Origin of the sequence: Pseudomonas sp. St29, from assembly GCF_001547915.1 — a bacterium.
In the GTDB taxonomy this organism is placed as follows: Bacteria; Pseudomonadota; Gammaproteobacteria; order Pseudomonadales; family Pseudomonadaceae; genus Aquipseudomonas.
Genome location: NZ_AP014628.1, coordinates 4,571,591 through 4,586,571 on the forward strand (window position 1 = coordinate 4,571,591; position 14,981 = coordinate 4,586,571).

Below are 14,981 nucleotides of genomic sequence, written 5' to 3' on the forward strand. Positions count from 1 at the left end.
CCGATCGAAGAAGGCCAGGGCGCTGCGGAGCACGCACAGGGCCCTGGGGCCCCGGGCGCGGCCGGTGGCAGCGGCCGTTGCCATGAATCGGTGCAGCCACTGCCGGGGCGCCGAGCGAGCGCTGCACGCTCTTCAAGCGCGTGTCGCAGCCTGCGGCAGTGGCTACAGGGGGCGCTTACTTGCCCTGGGTCAGGGTGTTGTAGCTGGTCATCAGGTTGCGGTAGTCGGGGATGTGGTTGGAGAACAGGGTCGCCAGGCCCTCGACATCGTTGCGCCAGTCACGGTGCAGTTCGCAAGCCAGGCCGAACCAGGTCATCAGTTGCGCGCCGGCGTTGGACATGCGGTTCCAGGCCGAGTCGCGGGTCAGGGCGTTGAAGGTGCCGGAAGCGTCGGTGACCACGAACACTTCAAAGCCTTCCTCCAGGGCCGAGAGCGCCGGGAACGCCACGCAGACCTCGGTGACCACCCCGGCGATGATCAGTTGCTTCTTGCCGGTGGCCTTGATCGCCTTGACGAAGTCCTCGTTGTCCCAGGCATTGATCTGGCCGGGCCGGGCGATGTAGGGCGCATCGGGAAACAGCGCCTTGAGCTCCGGCACCAGCGGGCCGTTGGGGCCGGTTTCGAAGCTGGTGGTGAGGATGGTCGGCAGCTTGAAGTACTTGGCCAGGTCGGCCAGGGCCAGCACGTTGTTCTTGAAACGATCGGGCTCGATATCGCGGACCAGCGACAGCAGGCCGGCCTGGTGATCCACCAGCAGCACGGCGGCGTTTTCCTTGTCGAGACGTTTGTAGGCGTTAGTCATGGTGAGTCCTCGCTAATGATCGATGCCGGATCAACCGGCTGGAATGAAACCCGTGCTGCGCGCCCTCCGGGTCATGGCGGGCATCGGGGTGTAGCGCGCGACTGGCAAAGCCTAGTTGCCGATGCAAGCCGCGCCAGTGCAGCCGGTCAGTGACCGCCTGCGTCCATCCGGCCGAAGCGTCCCGACTGATAGTCGATGAAGGCCTGATGAATTTGCGCTTCGCTGTTCATCACGAACGGACCGTGGCCGACGATGGGTTCGTCGATGGGCTCGCCGCTGAGCAGCAGCACAATGGCGTCGCTGCCGGCTTGCAGGCTGATCAGCTCGCCGTCGCGTTCCAACAGCGCCAGTTGTCCTTGCTCCACCCGCTCCCGGCCATTGACCTGCACGGTGCCGCGCAGCACCACCAGGGCGGTATTGCGCCCTGCCTGCAGGGGCAGCTCCAGGTACTTGCCGGACTGCAGGCGCAGGTCCCAGACGTCGATCGGGGTGAACGTGCGGGCCGGCCCTCGCTGACCGTCATACTCACCAGCGATCAGGCGCAGGCTGCCGGCGTTGCCCGGCAGCGGGATCTGCGCAATGTCCGCCGCGAGGATGCTCTGGTAACCGGGGGCCGCGAGCTTGTCCTTCGCCGGCAGGTTGACCCACAGCTGGACCATTTCCAGGTTGCCGCCACGCCGGGCGAACTCGCTGGAGTGGAATTCCTCATGGATGATCCCCGAGGCCGCGGTCATCCACTGCACGTCGCCCGGGCCGATCTTGCCGCCGCTGCCGGTGGAGTCGCGATGCTCCACTTCACCGTCGTAGACGATGGTCACCGTCTCGAAACCGCGATGAGGGTGCTCGCCGACGCCACGGCGGGCGCTGGTGGGGCTGAATTGTGCGGGTCCGGCATGATCCAGCAACAGGAACGGGCTGATGTGCTGGCCCAGGTTGTCGTAGGAAAACAGGGTGCGTACCGGGAAGCCGTCGCCGACCCAATGGGGCCGGGGAGCGGTGTAGATGCCAATGATGTTTTTCATGTCGCCCTCCAGAACTTTCTGATGGGCACACCTTAAAACTCGCACCTTTGCCGCGCTAGACTGCGAAAATCGCCCTTAGCGTTCTATCTGGAGAACGATCTTGGAAGACCTGAACACCCTCTACTACTTCACCCAGGTGGTGGAGCACCGGGGATTCGCCGCGGCCGGACGGGCCCTGGACATGCCCAAGTCCAAGCTCAGCCGGCGGATCGCCCAGTTGGAGGAGCGCCTCGGCGTGCGCCTGATCCAGCGCACCAGCCGCCATTGCTCCCTGACCGAGATCGGCCAGGAGTATTACCAGCGCTGCCTGGCCATGCGGGTGGAAGCCGAGGGCGCGGCGGAAGTCATCGAACGCAATCGCTCCGAACCCCAGGGGCTGGTGCGGGTGGCCTGCCCCACGGCTTTGCTCAATTCCTGGGTCGGACCGATGCTCACCCGCTTCATGCTCAAGTACCCCCTGGTGGAGCTGTTCATCGAAAGCACCAACCGCCGGGTCGACCTGATCCACGAAGGTTTCGACATTGCCCTGCGGGTGCGCTTCCCGCCCCTGGAAAACACCGACCTGGTGATGAAGGTCCTGGGCAACAGCACCCAATGCCTGGTGGGGCATCCGGACTTTCTCCAACGCCTGTCGAGCCCGACGACCCCGGCCGATCTCAGCGGCCTGCCCAGCCTGCACTGGGGAGCGGCGCAACGGGATTACCAATGGCAGCTGCTGGGACCCGACGGCGCCGAGGCGCTGATTCGCCACCGGCCGCGGATGGTCACCGACGATCTGCTGGCGTTGCGACATGCGGTGCTGGCGGGCATCGGTATCGTCCACCTGCCCAAGGTGGTGGTCCGCGAAGACCTGGACGCCGGACGCCTGCAGGAACTGGTGCCCGGCTGGGCGCCGCGCTGCGGGATCGTGCACGCGATCTTCCCGTCACGCCGCGGCCTGCTGCCGTCGGTGCGCAGCCTGATCGACTTTCTTGGCGAGGAGTTCAGCCACAGCGACATGGCCTGAACCCGACGCCGCCTGCATCGGCGGCGCCTTGTCCGCAGCGCAACGTAAAACGGCATCCCTGGGGATGCCGTTTTGCATAGAGCGCGATTGAATCAATTGGCACTGGCACGCCAGCCGCCGTGCTGCAGTTCCGGCAGCCACTGAATGCCGCCCGACCTGGAGGTCCGGAACACGGGCGGATCGATCTGCTGCATCAGACGCCGGATCGCCTCGCTGTCCGGCAACTCGGCGCGGCTGGCCTGGATCCGGTGCCGCAGGCTGCTGGGGATGGGTGGAAAGCGCTGGCTGTCATAGATCAGGGCGTGGCCGAGCTGGGGGTTGTCCAGGCAGAAGTCCAGCAGATCGAAACCGCTGTGGGTGGCCAGGGTGCCGTTGATGATCAGCAGATCGAACGGATCACAGGCGTACTCCACCAGCGAAAGCAGTTCCTCCAATGTGTGCACGGGGGCAATGCGGTAGTAATTGAGTTGATTCAAGGTTCGTTCGATCTGCATCCGATGAAAATGTTGATCATCGGCAATCAGTATGCGCAGCGCTCTATTGGACATTTCTGGATCCTGCTTTTGAGACTACGACCGGCGACTGCCGGCCTTCCTCCTAGATCGGTAGAAGGCTAGGGAAGTGTCGGAGGGTTTTCTCTAGGATTAATCTGAAAACCACGCCCAGAACGGGCTTGCCGACGTTTTTTTCGGACAAGTCAGCTGTCACTCAGTTCCGATCGCCATCTCGGTAAAAGGTTGCCGACTACCTTAAATCGCCACCCGCTTTTTGCAGACGGGCAGGGTCTTGTTTTGATGTAAGGCTTTTCCTGTAAACCGGCACACGCCTCTGAAAACCGAGAAAGACCGCGCAAGGCTGTCAGCGGGCAACGCTCACTCGGTGGTGCTCGGGCTCCAGAACGCCTGCTGCACCAGGGCCGAGGTGGACAGCCGCGCCACCAGCGCATCCAGTTCTTCACCGTCCACCGAGGTGGTGGCCAGGATCGCCTCGATCTCCACTTCATCGCTGCCAAAGGCATGCACGTCGACATCGCTGGCCGGGTAGTTGCTGCGTTCCAGCTCGGCTTCCAGCAAGGCGAACACGGCCTTCTGTTTCGAACGGTGGGCAATCACATAGACGATGTTGGTGACCTCGGCGGAGATCACGTCCAGCGGCTGGCGGTTGATGTTGTTGACGATGGGCCGCAACAGGGTATTGGCGGCCAGCACGAACAGGGTGCCCAGCAACGCCTCGAGGATCAGGTCGGCACCGGCGCAGGCCCCCACCGCCGCCGAAGCCCAGAGGGTGGCGGCGGTGTTCAGGCCGCGGACGTTGCCCTCCTCGCGCATGATCACCCCGGCCCCGAGAAAGCCGATGCCCGACACCACATAGGCCACCACCCGCACCGCGCCGTCGGCACCGCCCAGACGGTTGGCCATGTCGACGAAGATCGCCGCGCCCACCGCCACCAGCACGTTGGTGCGCAAGCCCGCGGTGCGCTGCCGGTACTGGCGTTCGAAACCGATCAGGCCACCCAGGATGAAGGCCGCGCTGAGGCTGACCAGGGTGTCGACCAGCGAGTCCAGGTTGATGTTGTGCAGAGCTTGCATGGCGACTGTCCTTGAGCGAAGGGCATGAATGGCACCAGAGGACTCTAGCAGCGGTCCATGAACGTCTCATGGCCTGCCGCGGACGCACGGGCGACCGTAGGAGCTGGCTTGCCAGCGAAGCGGCCCGTGAGGGCGCCTTCGCCAGCAGGGTAACTTTCGCGGGCAGAGACGCCTTCGCCAGCAGGGTAACTCTCGCTGGCAAGAAAGCCTTCGCCAGCAAGCTGGCTCCTACAGGGCAGCATTACTGCCAGCCGAAGCGGCGCACGTAGAAGCCCTTCACCGCCTGGGTCAGGGTCATGTAGGCCAGCAGGATCAGTGGCAGGAACACGAAGTACAGCGACGGCAGCGCCTGCAGCTTGAAGTAGTGCGCCAAAGGCCCCATCGGCAGGAAGATCCCCACCGCCATGATGATCCCGGTCATCACCAGCAACGGCGTGGCCGCCCGGCTCTGCAGGAACGGAATCTTCGGTGTGCGGATCATGTGCACGATCAGGGTCTGGGTCAGCAGCCCCACCACGAACCAGCCGGACTGGAACAGGGTCTGGTGATCCGGGGTGTTGGCGTCGAACACGTACCACATCAAGGCAAAGGTGGTGATGTCGAAGATCGAGCTGATCGGCCCGAAGAACACCATGAAGCGCCCGACATCCGCCGGCTGCCAGCGCTGGGGTTGCTTGAGCATGTCCTCGTCGACGTTGTCGAAGGGAATGGCGATCTGGGAAATGTCATAGAGCAGGTTCTGCACCAGCAGGTGCATGGGCAGCATCGGCAGGAACGGGATGAAGGCGCTGGCCACCAGTACCGAGAACACGTTGCCGAAGTTCGAGCTGGCGGTCATCTTGATGTACTTGAGCATGTTGGCGAAGGTCCGGCGCCCTTCCAGCACGCCCTCCTCCAGCACCATCAGGCTCTTTTCCAGCAGGATGATGTCCGCCGCTTCCTTGGCGATGTCCACCGCGCTGTCCACCGAAATACCGATGTCGGCGGTGCGCAGCGCCGGCGCATCGTTGATCCCGTCGCCCATGAAGCCCACCACATGGCCGTTGGCCTTGAGCAGGCGGACGATCCGCTCCTTGTGGGTCGGGGTCAGCTTGGCGAAGACGTTGGTGGTTTCCACTGCCTTGGCCAGCTGCTCGTCGCTCATGCGTTCGATGTCGTTGCCCATCAACAGGCCCTGCTGCTCCAGGCCGACTTCACGGCAGATCTTCGCCGTCACCAGTTCGTTGTCGCCGGTCAGCACCTTGACCGCCACGCCATGCTCGGCCAGGGCCTTGAGGGCGGGGGCGGTGCTTTCCTTGGGCGGATCGAGGAACGCCACGTAACCGATCAGGGTCAGCTCGCGCTCGTCCGCCAGGCTGTAGGTGTCGCGCCCTTCGAGCATCGGCCGGGCCGCCACCGCCACCACCCGCAGGCCCTCTTCGTTGAGGTCGGCGGTGACCTGGCGAATCCGCGCCAGCAGGCTCTCGGTCAAGGCTTCCTCGGCCTCGCCATGGCGCACGTTGCGGCATACCGCCAGCACTTCTTCCACCGCGCCCTTGCAGATCAGCAGGTGCGGCCGATCCTTTTCCGCCACCACCACCGACATGCGCCGCCGGGTGAAGTCGAAGGGAATTTCATCGACCTTCTGGAACGCCGTCGCGACCTTGAGCTCGCGGTGCACCTCGACGTGCTCCAGCACCGCCACGTCCAGCAGGTTCTTCAGCCCGGTCTGGTAGTAGCTGTTGAGGTAGGCCATTTCCAGCACGTCGTCGGAGTCCTCGCCCCAGACGTCCACGTGCCGCGACAGGAAGATCTTGTCCTGGGTCAGGGTGCCGGTCTTGTCGGTGCACAGCACGTCCATGGCGCCGAAGTTCTGGATCGCGTCCAGGCGCTTGACGATGACCTTCTTGCGCGAGAGGAACACCGCGCCCTTGGCCAGGGTCGAGGTGACGATCATCGGCAGCATTTCCGGGGTCAGGCCGACGGCGATCGACAGCGCGAACAGCAGCGCCTCCATCCAGTCGCCCTTGGTGAAGCCGTTGATGAACAGCACCAGCGGCGCCATGACGAACATGAAGCGGATCAGCAGCCAGCTGACCTTGTTGACCCCGCTCTGGAACGAAGTCGGGGCGCGGTCGGTGGCGCTCACCCGCTGGGCCAGGGCACCGAAATAGGTGCTGTTGCCGGTGGTCAGGATCACCGCCGTGGCCGAGCCCGAGACCACGTTGGTGCCCATGAACAGGATGTTGTCCAGGTCCAGGGGATTGCTGGTATCGGCGTCCTGCTGGCGCGGGAACTTCTCCACCGGCATGGATTCACCGGTCATCGCCGCCTGGCTGACGAACAGGTCCTTGGCGCTGAGCACCCGGCAGTCGGCGGGAATCATGTCGCCGGCCGAGAGCACGATCAGGTCGCCGGGCACCAGTTGCTTGATCGGCAGTTCGATCCGCTGTGCGCCCGTGGCCTCGGCAGCGGCCCCCAGCAGACGCCCGAGCATGGGCGCCGCCTGGGGCGCCGAACCGGGGCGCATCACCGTGGCGGTGTTGCTGACCATGGCCTTGAGGGCATCGGCGGCCTTGTTCGACTTGGCCTCCTGCCAGAACCGCAGCAGGGTCGAGAGCACCACCATGGAGAAAATCACCGTGGCCGCCTTCATGTCCTCGGTCAGCCAGGAGATCACCGCCAGCAGGGTCAGCAGCAGGTTGAAGGGGTTCTTGTAGCAGTGCCACAGGTGGGTCCACCAGGGCAGCGCCTGCTCGTGCTCCACCTCATTGAGGCCATAGCGCTCACGCAGGGCTTCGGCCTCCTCGGTGCTCAGGCCATCGGTGTGGCTGCCGAGCTGGTCCAGCAGTTGCGCGGCGTCGCTGTTGGCCGCGGCCACCAGGGTCTGCCCCAGGGTCGGCGGCACATCGCGGCTGACGCTGGCGTCGCGAATACTGTCCAGCAGCGCCAGGCGGCGGAAATGCCGGGAAAAGTGCCGGGTTCGGAGAAATCCGGCGAAAAATTCTTTCAACAGGCTGAGCTTCATGGTGATGACTCCTGCACAGACGTCCGGCCAGCGGCACGGGGACGTCAGTGATGCAACTAAACAGTCAGGGTAGTGGGCAAAGGCACGGGACAGGGCTCACGCCCGGGGCCATCGCACCGACAGGGACGGACGATGTTGCTGGCGATGATGACGCTGACTGATGTAACCCATGACGGCTCCCCCGCAAGGACGACACAGGACAACCACAGGCAGGTACGGCCAGGCCTGACGCAACGCTTCAAGCGTCCGCGCACGGCCGGCCCGCAGGTCGCAGGACCCACGCGTCGATGCCACCACGAGCGGCGCAAGGCCGGACCGGGGGCGAAACAGAGTCGTCAAGAAGGGACGTCGGGAAGCGGGCCACAAAGGGGCCGCGATCGGGATGCCGCCTCTCGCTGTACGGCGAGACAGCGGCAGGAAAAAGGCTGCGCGCTATCTTGCCGGGACTGCGCCGGTGGTCAAGACCGGCCGACTCCTGTCACTCGAACAAGTACCCACACTGGGCCTCCAATGGTTGAAAACGCGCGCAGCTTACGCCGCGCCCTATGCAGAGTAAACCGGGGAAAAACCCTGGCTCGGGGAATTGAAAAGTTCTTCAGCCAAGGTTCAGGAACAGGCAGAAAATGACGTTTTTGTGGCAGCGGCCGCCGCTGCCGACAGCAGCGGCAGCGGCGCGCCATCAGCTGGCGGTAGCCAGCAGCAGGTCCCGTACCGAACGGCTGTGGCCGCGGGTCTTGCCGTGTTCGTACAGCGAATCGGCGATCTCCTGGGCGCGGATCGGCAACACCGACAGCAGAGTATCGCTCAGGCCGTGGCTGGCCTGGCTGAAGCCCTGCATGTAGATGCCGGCTTTGCAGCGTTCGTCGGTGATCACCCGATAGTTGCGGTCCACTTCGAAATCGCCCAGGTACTCCTGCAGCGGTGCCAGCAGTTGGCGATGCATCTGCCGCTCGTAGCCGGTGGCCAGGACCACGGCATCGTAATGCCGCACTTCGCGCTCGCCCGTGGCGTTGTTGCGCAGGATCAGCTCGATGCCCAGGTCAGTGGCCGTGGCCTTCTCCACCGTGGTCATGGTGCGCAAGCTGTGGCGCGCCACACCGGAGACTTTCTGCCGGTAGAAGATGCCGTAGATGCGCTCGATCAGGTCGACATCCACCACCGAGTAATTGGTGTTGTGGTACTCGTTGACCAGACGCTCGCGCTCGTTGCGGGTCTGCTGGAATACCAGGTCGGTGAAGGCCGGGGCGAACACTTCGTTGACGAACGGGCTGTCATCCGCCGGCTTGAGGGCCGAGCCACGCATGATGATGTCGGCCTGCGCCGAAGGAAAACTGTCGTTGAGGTCGATGAAGGCTTCCGCCGCGCTCTGCCCGCCGCCGATGATCGCGATGCGCATCGGCTGGCCATTGACACAGGGCTGGCTGGCCATGCGCTCCAGATACTGGGAATGGTGAAACACCCGCGCATTGTCCTTGAGCCCCTTGAAGGTCTCCGGAACCCGCGCCGTGCCGCCGGCGCTGACCACCACCGCACGACTGGTGCGCACCAACTCGGCGCCCTGGGCATCCCGGGAAATCACCCGCAATGCCTCGACTTGCTGGTTGTGCAGCAGCGGTTCGATGGCCAGCACCTCTTCACCGTAGCGGCTGTGCTCCTGGAAGTGGCCGGCCACCCAGCGCAGGTAGTCGTTGAACTCCATGCGGCACGGATAGAAGGTGCCCAGGTTGATGAAGTCCACCAGGCGCCCGTGATGCTTGAGGTAGTTGACGAAGGAATAGGGGCTGGTGGGATTGCGCAGGGTCACCAGGTCCTTGAGGAAGGAAATCTGCAGTTCGCTCTGGGTCACCAGGGTATTGCCATGCCAGCGATAGTCCGCCTGCTTGTCGAGAAACAGCGCATCCAGCGGACCGTGCTCCTGCCCGCGCTCTTCCAGCGCAATGGCCAGCGCCAGGTTCGAGGGGCCGAAACCGATACCGATCAAATCGTGAACGTGGGCCGATGCAATTGCCTGTGTCATTTCCAGTGTCCTCTGGATAAACCGCCTCAACGCGGGAGATAAAGTGTCACGGTGACCCGACTGGCCCATGCAGGACAGCGGATCGTCTGTTGAGTAGGGACGAGGAAAATGAAAAAAAATTTAACTAAATGCGTCGCAATGGCAACGCCTTATTGAGCGTCCCACTGCCGCAACCGCACCCGGCAATGCTTCATGGCATTGACGATGTGCTTCTCCACCAGACTGCGGGAGATGCCCAACTGCTCGGCGATCTGCGGATGGGACAGGCCTTCGAGCTTGCGCAGGAGAAAACTCTCGCGACACAGCCGCGGCAGTTCCGCCAGGGCCCGTTGCAGCATCTCCAGGCGCTGGCCGTGGTCGAGGCTGGTCTGCGGTGAAGGGTTGAAGTAGCGCTCCTCGTTGTCCAGCACCTCCAGGGGCTCGGACTGGCGCAGGGCATTGCGCCGATGGCCGTCGATCACCAGGTTCAGCGCCGTGCGATAGAGAAACGCCCGCGGCTGCTCGATGGGCGTATCGCTGGAGCGCTCCAGGACCCGCACATAAGCGTCGTGCACCACATCCTCGGCCACCTGGCGATTGCCCAGCTTGGCGTTGAGGAAGCACATCAGCTCGCGATAGTAGTTTTCCAACTGGGCTCCCGACCGCCCGGGGGGGCGATTCTGTCCTTGAACAAGGCCGTCAATGGCCACTTGCACCCGGTAATTCGTGATGGCTGTTTAGCAGCAGCGTAATTTATAGTAATTCTCATATAGATTTAAAGTGGCGCCGCGCCACAGCGGTTGATTTATCAGCCTGGCGACAGCTGTAACTCCATGTGTCGGCAGTTAAATTCCCCCTGTGGCAGCTCGTTTACCTGACAGCTCCCCGTCTTCGCCGTTCCCGCGGTGGCCGCAAGCCTTGCCGCCCGCCCCGCGGCCGGCTGCTGTGACGGGCCGATTTCCCCCTGGCCGGAACCCTGCATGAAACGTCCCCGACATACCCGGCGCGCCCTGCTGGCAGCGCTGTGCCTGATTCCCGTTGTCGCCATCAGCGCCTGGACCTTCATTCCCCCCGGACGCGACCAGCTCGCCACGGTACAAGTCAGCCGGGGCGATATCGAAAGCAGCGTCACCGCCCTGGGCACCCTGCAACCCAGACGCTATGTGGATGTCGGCGCCCAGGCTTCCGGGCAGATCCGCAAGATCCACGTCGAGGCCGGCGACACGGTCAAGGAAGGCCAACTGCTGGTGGAGATCGACCCCGCCACCCAGCAGGCCAAGCTCGACGCCAGCCGCTTCTCCATCGAAAACCTCCAGGCCCAGCTGCAAGAGCAATACGCGCAGAACCAGCTGGCCCGGCAGAAATACCAGCGCCAGCAGCATCTCAACGCCGGCGGCGCCACCCGCGAAGAAGACGTGCAGACCGCCCTGGCCGAACTCAAGGCCACCCAGGCGCGCATCGACATGTACAAGGCGCAGATCCGCCAGGCCCAGGCCAGCCTGCGCAGCGACCAGGCCGAGCTGGGCTACACCCGCATCTATGCGCCGATGTCCGGCACCGTGGTGGCGGTAGACGCCCGCGAAGGCCAGACCCTCAACGCCCAGCAGCAGACCCCGCTGATCCTGCGCATCGCCAGACTTTCGCCGATGACCGTCTGGGCCGAAGTCTCGGAAGCCGACATCGGCCACGTCAAACCCGGCATGCAGGCCTACTTCACCACCTTGAGCGGCGGCAACCGGCGCTGGACCAGCACCGTGCGCCAGATCCTGCCGATCCCGCCCAAGCCGTTGAACGAAACCAGCCAGGGCGGAGGCAGCCCCACCAGCACCAGCAAGAGCGGCAGCGGCCGGGTGGTGCTGTACACCGTGCTGCTGGACGTGGACAACGCCGACAACGCGTTGATGGCGGAAATGACCACCCAGGTGTTCTTTGTCGCCAGCCAGGCGAAAAATGTCCTCACCGCGCCCATCGCCGCCCTGCAGGGCAGCAGCGAGCCGGACCGGCAGATTGCCCGGGTGGTGGCCAAGAACGGCTCGATCGACGAGCGCAAGGTCCGGGTCGGCATCAGCGACCGCCTGCGCATCCAGGTCCTGGACGGCCTGGACGAGGGCGAGCACCTGCTGATCGGCCCGGCCAACAGCAGCGGGGGTTGAATGCAGACCCCGCTGATCGACCTCAGAGACATCCGCAAATCCTACGGTGGCGGCGACAGCCCGCAAGTCGACGTCCTGCGCGGCATCGACCTGTCGATCCACGCCGGGGAATTCGTCGCCATCGTCGGCGCCTCCGGCTCCGGCAAGTCGACCCTGATGAACATCCTCGGCTGCCTGGACCGCCCGACGTCCGGGGAATACCTGTTCGCCGGGGAGAACGTCGCCCAACTGGACAGCGACGAACTGGCCTGGCTGCGCCGCGAAGCCTTTGGCTTCGTGTTCCAGGGCTACCACCTGATCCCCTCGGCCTCGGCCCAGGAAAACGTCGAGATGCCGGCCATCTACGCCGGCACCCCGACCGCCGAACGCCACGCCCGCGCCGCCGCCCTGCTGGAGCGCCTGGGCCTGGCCAGCCGCAGCGGCAACCGCCCGCATCAACTGTCCGGCGGCCAGCAGCAACGGGTGTCCATCGCCCGCGCCCTGATGAACGGCGGCCACATCATCCTCGCCGACGAACCCACCGGCGCCCTGGACAGCCAGAGCGGCGCCGAAGTCATGGCCCTGCTGGACGAACTGGCCGGCCAGGGCCACGTGGTGATCCTCATCACCCACGACCGTGAAGTAGCGGCCCGGGCCAAGCGCATCATCGAGATCCGCGACGGCGAGATCATCAGCGACACCGCCCAGCGCGACCCGTCGGTACAGACCAGCACCAACCCCGGCGCCCTGCAGGCGGTGGACCTGCGCCAGCGCCTGGCCGACGGCAGCGACGCCAGCGGCGCCTGGAAAGGCGAACTGCTGGATGCGGTGCAGGCCGCCTGGCGGGTGATGTGGATCAACCGCTTCCGCACCGCCCTGACCCTGCTGGGCATCGTCATCGGCGTGGCCTCGGTGGTGGTGATGCTGGCTGTGGGTGAAGGCAGCAAGCGCCAGGTAATGGCGCAGATGGGGGCGTTCGGTTCGAACATTCTTTATCTGAGCGGACACGCACCCAATCCCCGGGCGCCCCAGGGCATCATCACCCTGAGCGACGTCGCCGCCGTGGCCACCCTGCCCCAGGTCAAGCGCATCATGCCGGTCAACGGCGCCGAAGCCGTGGTGCGCTTCGGCAACGCCGATCACATGAGCTACGTGGGCGGCAACGACACCAACTTCCCGCACATCTTCAACTGGCCGGTGGTCGAAGGCAGCTACTTCACCGAGGCCGACGAACAGGCCGGCGCCGCGGTGGCGGTGATCGGCAAGAAGGTCCGGGAAAAACTCCTCAAGGACGTCGCCAACCCCATCGGCCAGTACATCCTCATCGAAAACGCGCCGTTCCAGGTGGTCGGCGTGCTGATGGGCAAAGGCGCCAGCTCCGGCGACCAGGACAGCGACGACCGCATCGCCGTGCCCTACTCCGCCGCCAGCACCCGCCTGTTCGGCAGCCGCAATCCGGAGTACGTGGCCATCGCCGCGGCGGACGCGAGCAAGGTCAAGGAAACCGAACAAGCCATCGACCAACTGATGCTGCGCCTGCACAACGGCAAGCGCGACTATGAGCTGACCAACAACGCGGCGATGATCCAGGCCGAGGCCCGCACCCAGAACACCCTATCCTTGATGCTTGGCGCCATTGCCGCGATCTCGCTGCTGGTGGGCGGTATCGGGGTGATGAACATCATGCTCATGACCGTGCGCGAACGCACCCGGGAGATCGGCATCCGCATGGCCACCGGTGCTCGCCAGCGCGACATCCTGCGCCAGTTCCTCACCGAAGCGGTGATGCTCTCGGTGGTCGGCGGCCTGACCGGCATCGCCCTGGCCCTGCTGATCGGCGGCGTGCTGATCCTCAGTGAAGTAGCGGTCGCCTTCTCCCTGGTCGCCGTCCTCGGCGCCTTCGGCTGCGCCCTGGTCACCGGCGTCATCTTCGGCTTCATGCCGGCCCGCAAAGCTGCCCGGCTCGACCCGGTCACGGCCCTTACCAGTGAATGATCGATCGATGAAAACACCCTTGAGCCTCCTGGCCGCCTGCCTCCTGCTGACCGCCTGCAACAGCCCCGCGCCACGCCCGGACAGCGGGCTGCAAGCCCCCGCCACCTGGCAAACCGCCGATACCCCCGCCGCCCAGGCCGATAACCGGCAATGGTGGAGCCAGTTCGCCAGCCCGGAGCTGGACCGTTTGATCGCCCAAGCCCGCGAGGGCAGCTTCGATCTGGCCGCAGCGGTGGCCCGGGTGCGCCAGGCCCAGGCCAGCGCGGTGATCGCCGGCGCGCCACTGCTGCCCGAGCTCAAGGGCGGGCTCAACGCCAACCGGCAGAAACTGCTGCGCGGCAAGGGCTACAGCCAGTTGGACGCCACCCGCGACAACCAGGCCGTGGACTATTTCGACGCCAGCCTCAGCGCCAGCTACGAGGTCGACTTCTGGGGCGGCCGGCGAGCCGCCCGCGACAGCGCCCTGCTGGGCGTCAAGGCCAGCGAGTTCGACCGCGCCACCGTGGAGCTAACCCTGCTCAGCGGCGTCGCCAACAGCTACACCCAGGCCCTGGCGCTGAGCGAACAAAGCCGCATCGCCCGGCTGAATCTGGACAACGCCCTGAACGTGCTCAAGCTGGTGCAGACCCGCTACGACTCGGGCTCGGCCACCGCCCTGGAGCTGGCCCAGCAACGCAGCCTGGTCGCCGCCCAGCAACGCCAGTTGCCCCTGCTGCAACAACAGGCCGAGGAAGCCCGGATCACCCTCGCCGCCCTGCTCGGGCAACCGGTGCAGGGGCTCAACCTGGGCCAACAGGACTTCGCCCAACTGCAATGGCCGAGCATCAACGCCGGCGTCCCCAGCGACCTGCTGACCCGGCGCCCGGACATTGCCAGCGCCGAAGCCAGACTGGCCGCAGCCCAGACCGACGTCAAAGTGGCGCGCGCAGCGATGCTGCCCAGCGTAACCCTGACCGCCAGCCTCGGCTCCGGCGCCAGCCACGCCCCGGACCTGCTGCGCAGTCCCTTCTACAACCTCGGCGCCGGGCTGGTGGCGCCGATCTTCAACGCCGGGCGCCTGAGCGCCGAACGGGACAAGGCCACGGCCCGCCAAGCAGAACTGCTGGAAAGCTATCGCGGGGCGATCATCAACGGTTTTGCCGACGTGGAAAAAGCCCTCAACAGCATTCGCGGCCTGGACCAGCAACGTCAGTGGCAGAGCGAGGAGTTGAATCAGGCGCAACGGGCCTTCGAGATCGCCCAGAGCCGCTACCAGGCCGGCGCCGAAGACCTGCTGACGGTGCTCGATACCCAACGCACCCTGTACGCCGCCCAGGATCTGAACGTGCAACTGCGGCTGTCGCGGCTGCAGTCGAGCATTGCCCTGTACAAGGCCCTGGGCGGTGGTTGGCAGGTGCCAGGACCCGAGGCGCGGTGATAGCAGCCAAACGAC

Annotated in this window: 11 protein-coding genes; 4 read left to right on the forward strand and 7 right to left on the reverse strand. The window is 65.1% G+C overall.

Features of this window, described 5'->3' with window-relative positions; genetic code table 11:
• Nucleotides 1-175: 175 nt before the first annotated feature.
• Nucleotides 176-802 carry an isochorismate family cysteine hydrolase YcaC gene (ycaC, locus tag PST29_RS20230; RefSeq protein WP_060840265.1) on the reverse strand — a complete coding sequence of 209 codons (627 nt, stop codon included), beginning with the start codon at nt 800-802 and terminating at the stop codon, nt 176-178.
• 146 nt (nt 803-948) lie between these two features.
• Entirely contained in the window at nt 949-1,824 is an 876-nt protein-coding gene (locus PST29_RS20235; RefSeq protein WP_060844184.1) for a pirin family protein, read from the reverse strand.
• Between the two features lie 97 nt (nt 1,825-1,921).
• Here PST29_RS20235 and PST29_RS20240 point away from each other — a divergent pair, with 97 nt between their 5' ends.
• Entirely contained in the window at nt 1,922-2,830 is a 909-nt protein-coding gene (locus PST29_RS20240) for a LysR family transcriptional regulator (protein WP_060840267.1), read from the forward strand.
• Between the two features lie 92 nt (nt 2,831-2,922).
• Here the strand turns inward: PST29_RS20240 and PST29_RS20245 are convergent, their stop codons facing one another.
• The 5 genes from PST29_RS20245 to PST29_RS20270 form a co-directional block, all read right to left on the reverse strand.
• Entirely contained in the window at nt 2,923-3,378 is a 456-nt protein-coding gene (locus PST29_RS20245; protein ID WP_060840268.1) for a response regulator, read from the reverse strand.
• Nucleotides 3,379-3,702: 324 nt separating this feature from the next.
• Entirely contained in the window at nt 3,703-4,419 is a 717-nt protein-coding gene (locus PST29_RS20250) for an MgtC/SapB family protein (protein WP_060844185.1), read from the reverse strand.
• Between the two features lie 241 nt (nt 4,420-4,660).
• Entirely contained in the window at nt 4,661-7,426 is a 2,766-nt protein-coding gene (gene mgtA, locus PST29_RS20260) for a magnesium-translocating P-type ATPase (protein WP_060840271.1), read from the reverse strand.
• A gap of 679 nt (nt 7,427-8,105) precedes the next feature.
• Nucleotides 8,106-9,443, reverse strand: coding sequence for a lysine N(6)-hydroxylase/L-ornithine N(5)-oxygenase family protein (locus PST29_RS20265; protein ID WP_060844187.1), 1,338 nt, complete (start codon nt 9,441-9,443; stop codon nt 8,106-8,108).
• 149 nt (nt 9,444-9,592) lie between these two features.
• The gene (locus PST29_RS20270) at nt 9,593-10,072 is read right to left on the reverse strand and encodes a sigma-70 family RNA polymerase sigma factor (protein WP_060840273.1); all 480 of its coding nucleotides are present in this window, start codon (nt 10,070-10,072) and stop codon (nt 9,593-9,595) included.
• Nucleotides 10,073-10,402: 330 nt separating this feature from the next.
• Here PST29_RS20270 and PST29_RS20275 point away from each other — a divergent pair, with 330 nt between their 5' ends.
• The 3 genes from PST29_RS20275 to PST29_RS20285 are packed head-to-tail and all read left to right on the forward strand — an operon-like array spanning nt 10,403 to nt 14,966.
• Nucleotides 10,403-11,575, forward strand: coding sequence for an efflux RND transporter periplasmic adaptor subunit (locus PST29_RS20275; RefSeq protein WP_060840274.1), 1,173 nt, complete (start codon nt 10,403-10,405; stop codon nt 11,573-11,575).
• Nucleotides 11,576-13,549 carry a MacB family efflux pump subunit gene (locus PST29_RS20280; protein ID WP_060844188.1) on the forward strand — a complete coding sequence of 658 codons (1,974 nt, stop codon included), beginning with the start codon at nt 11,576-11,578 and terminating at the stop codon, nt 13,547-13,549. It begins immediately after the preceding gene.
• Nucleotides 13,550-13,556: 7 nt separating this feature from the next.
• The gene (locus PST29_RS20285; RefSeq protein WP_060844189.1) at nt 13,557-14,966 is read left to right on the forward strand and encodes an efflux transporter outer membrane subunit; all 1,410 of its coding nucleotides are present in this window, start codon (nt 13,557-13,559) and stop codon (nt 14,964-14,966) included.
• Nucleotides 14,967-14,981: the final 15 nt, after the last annotated feature.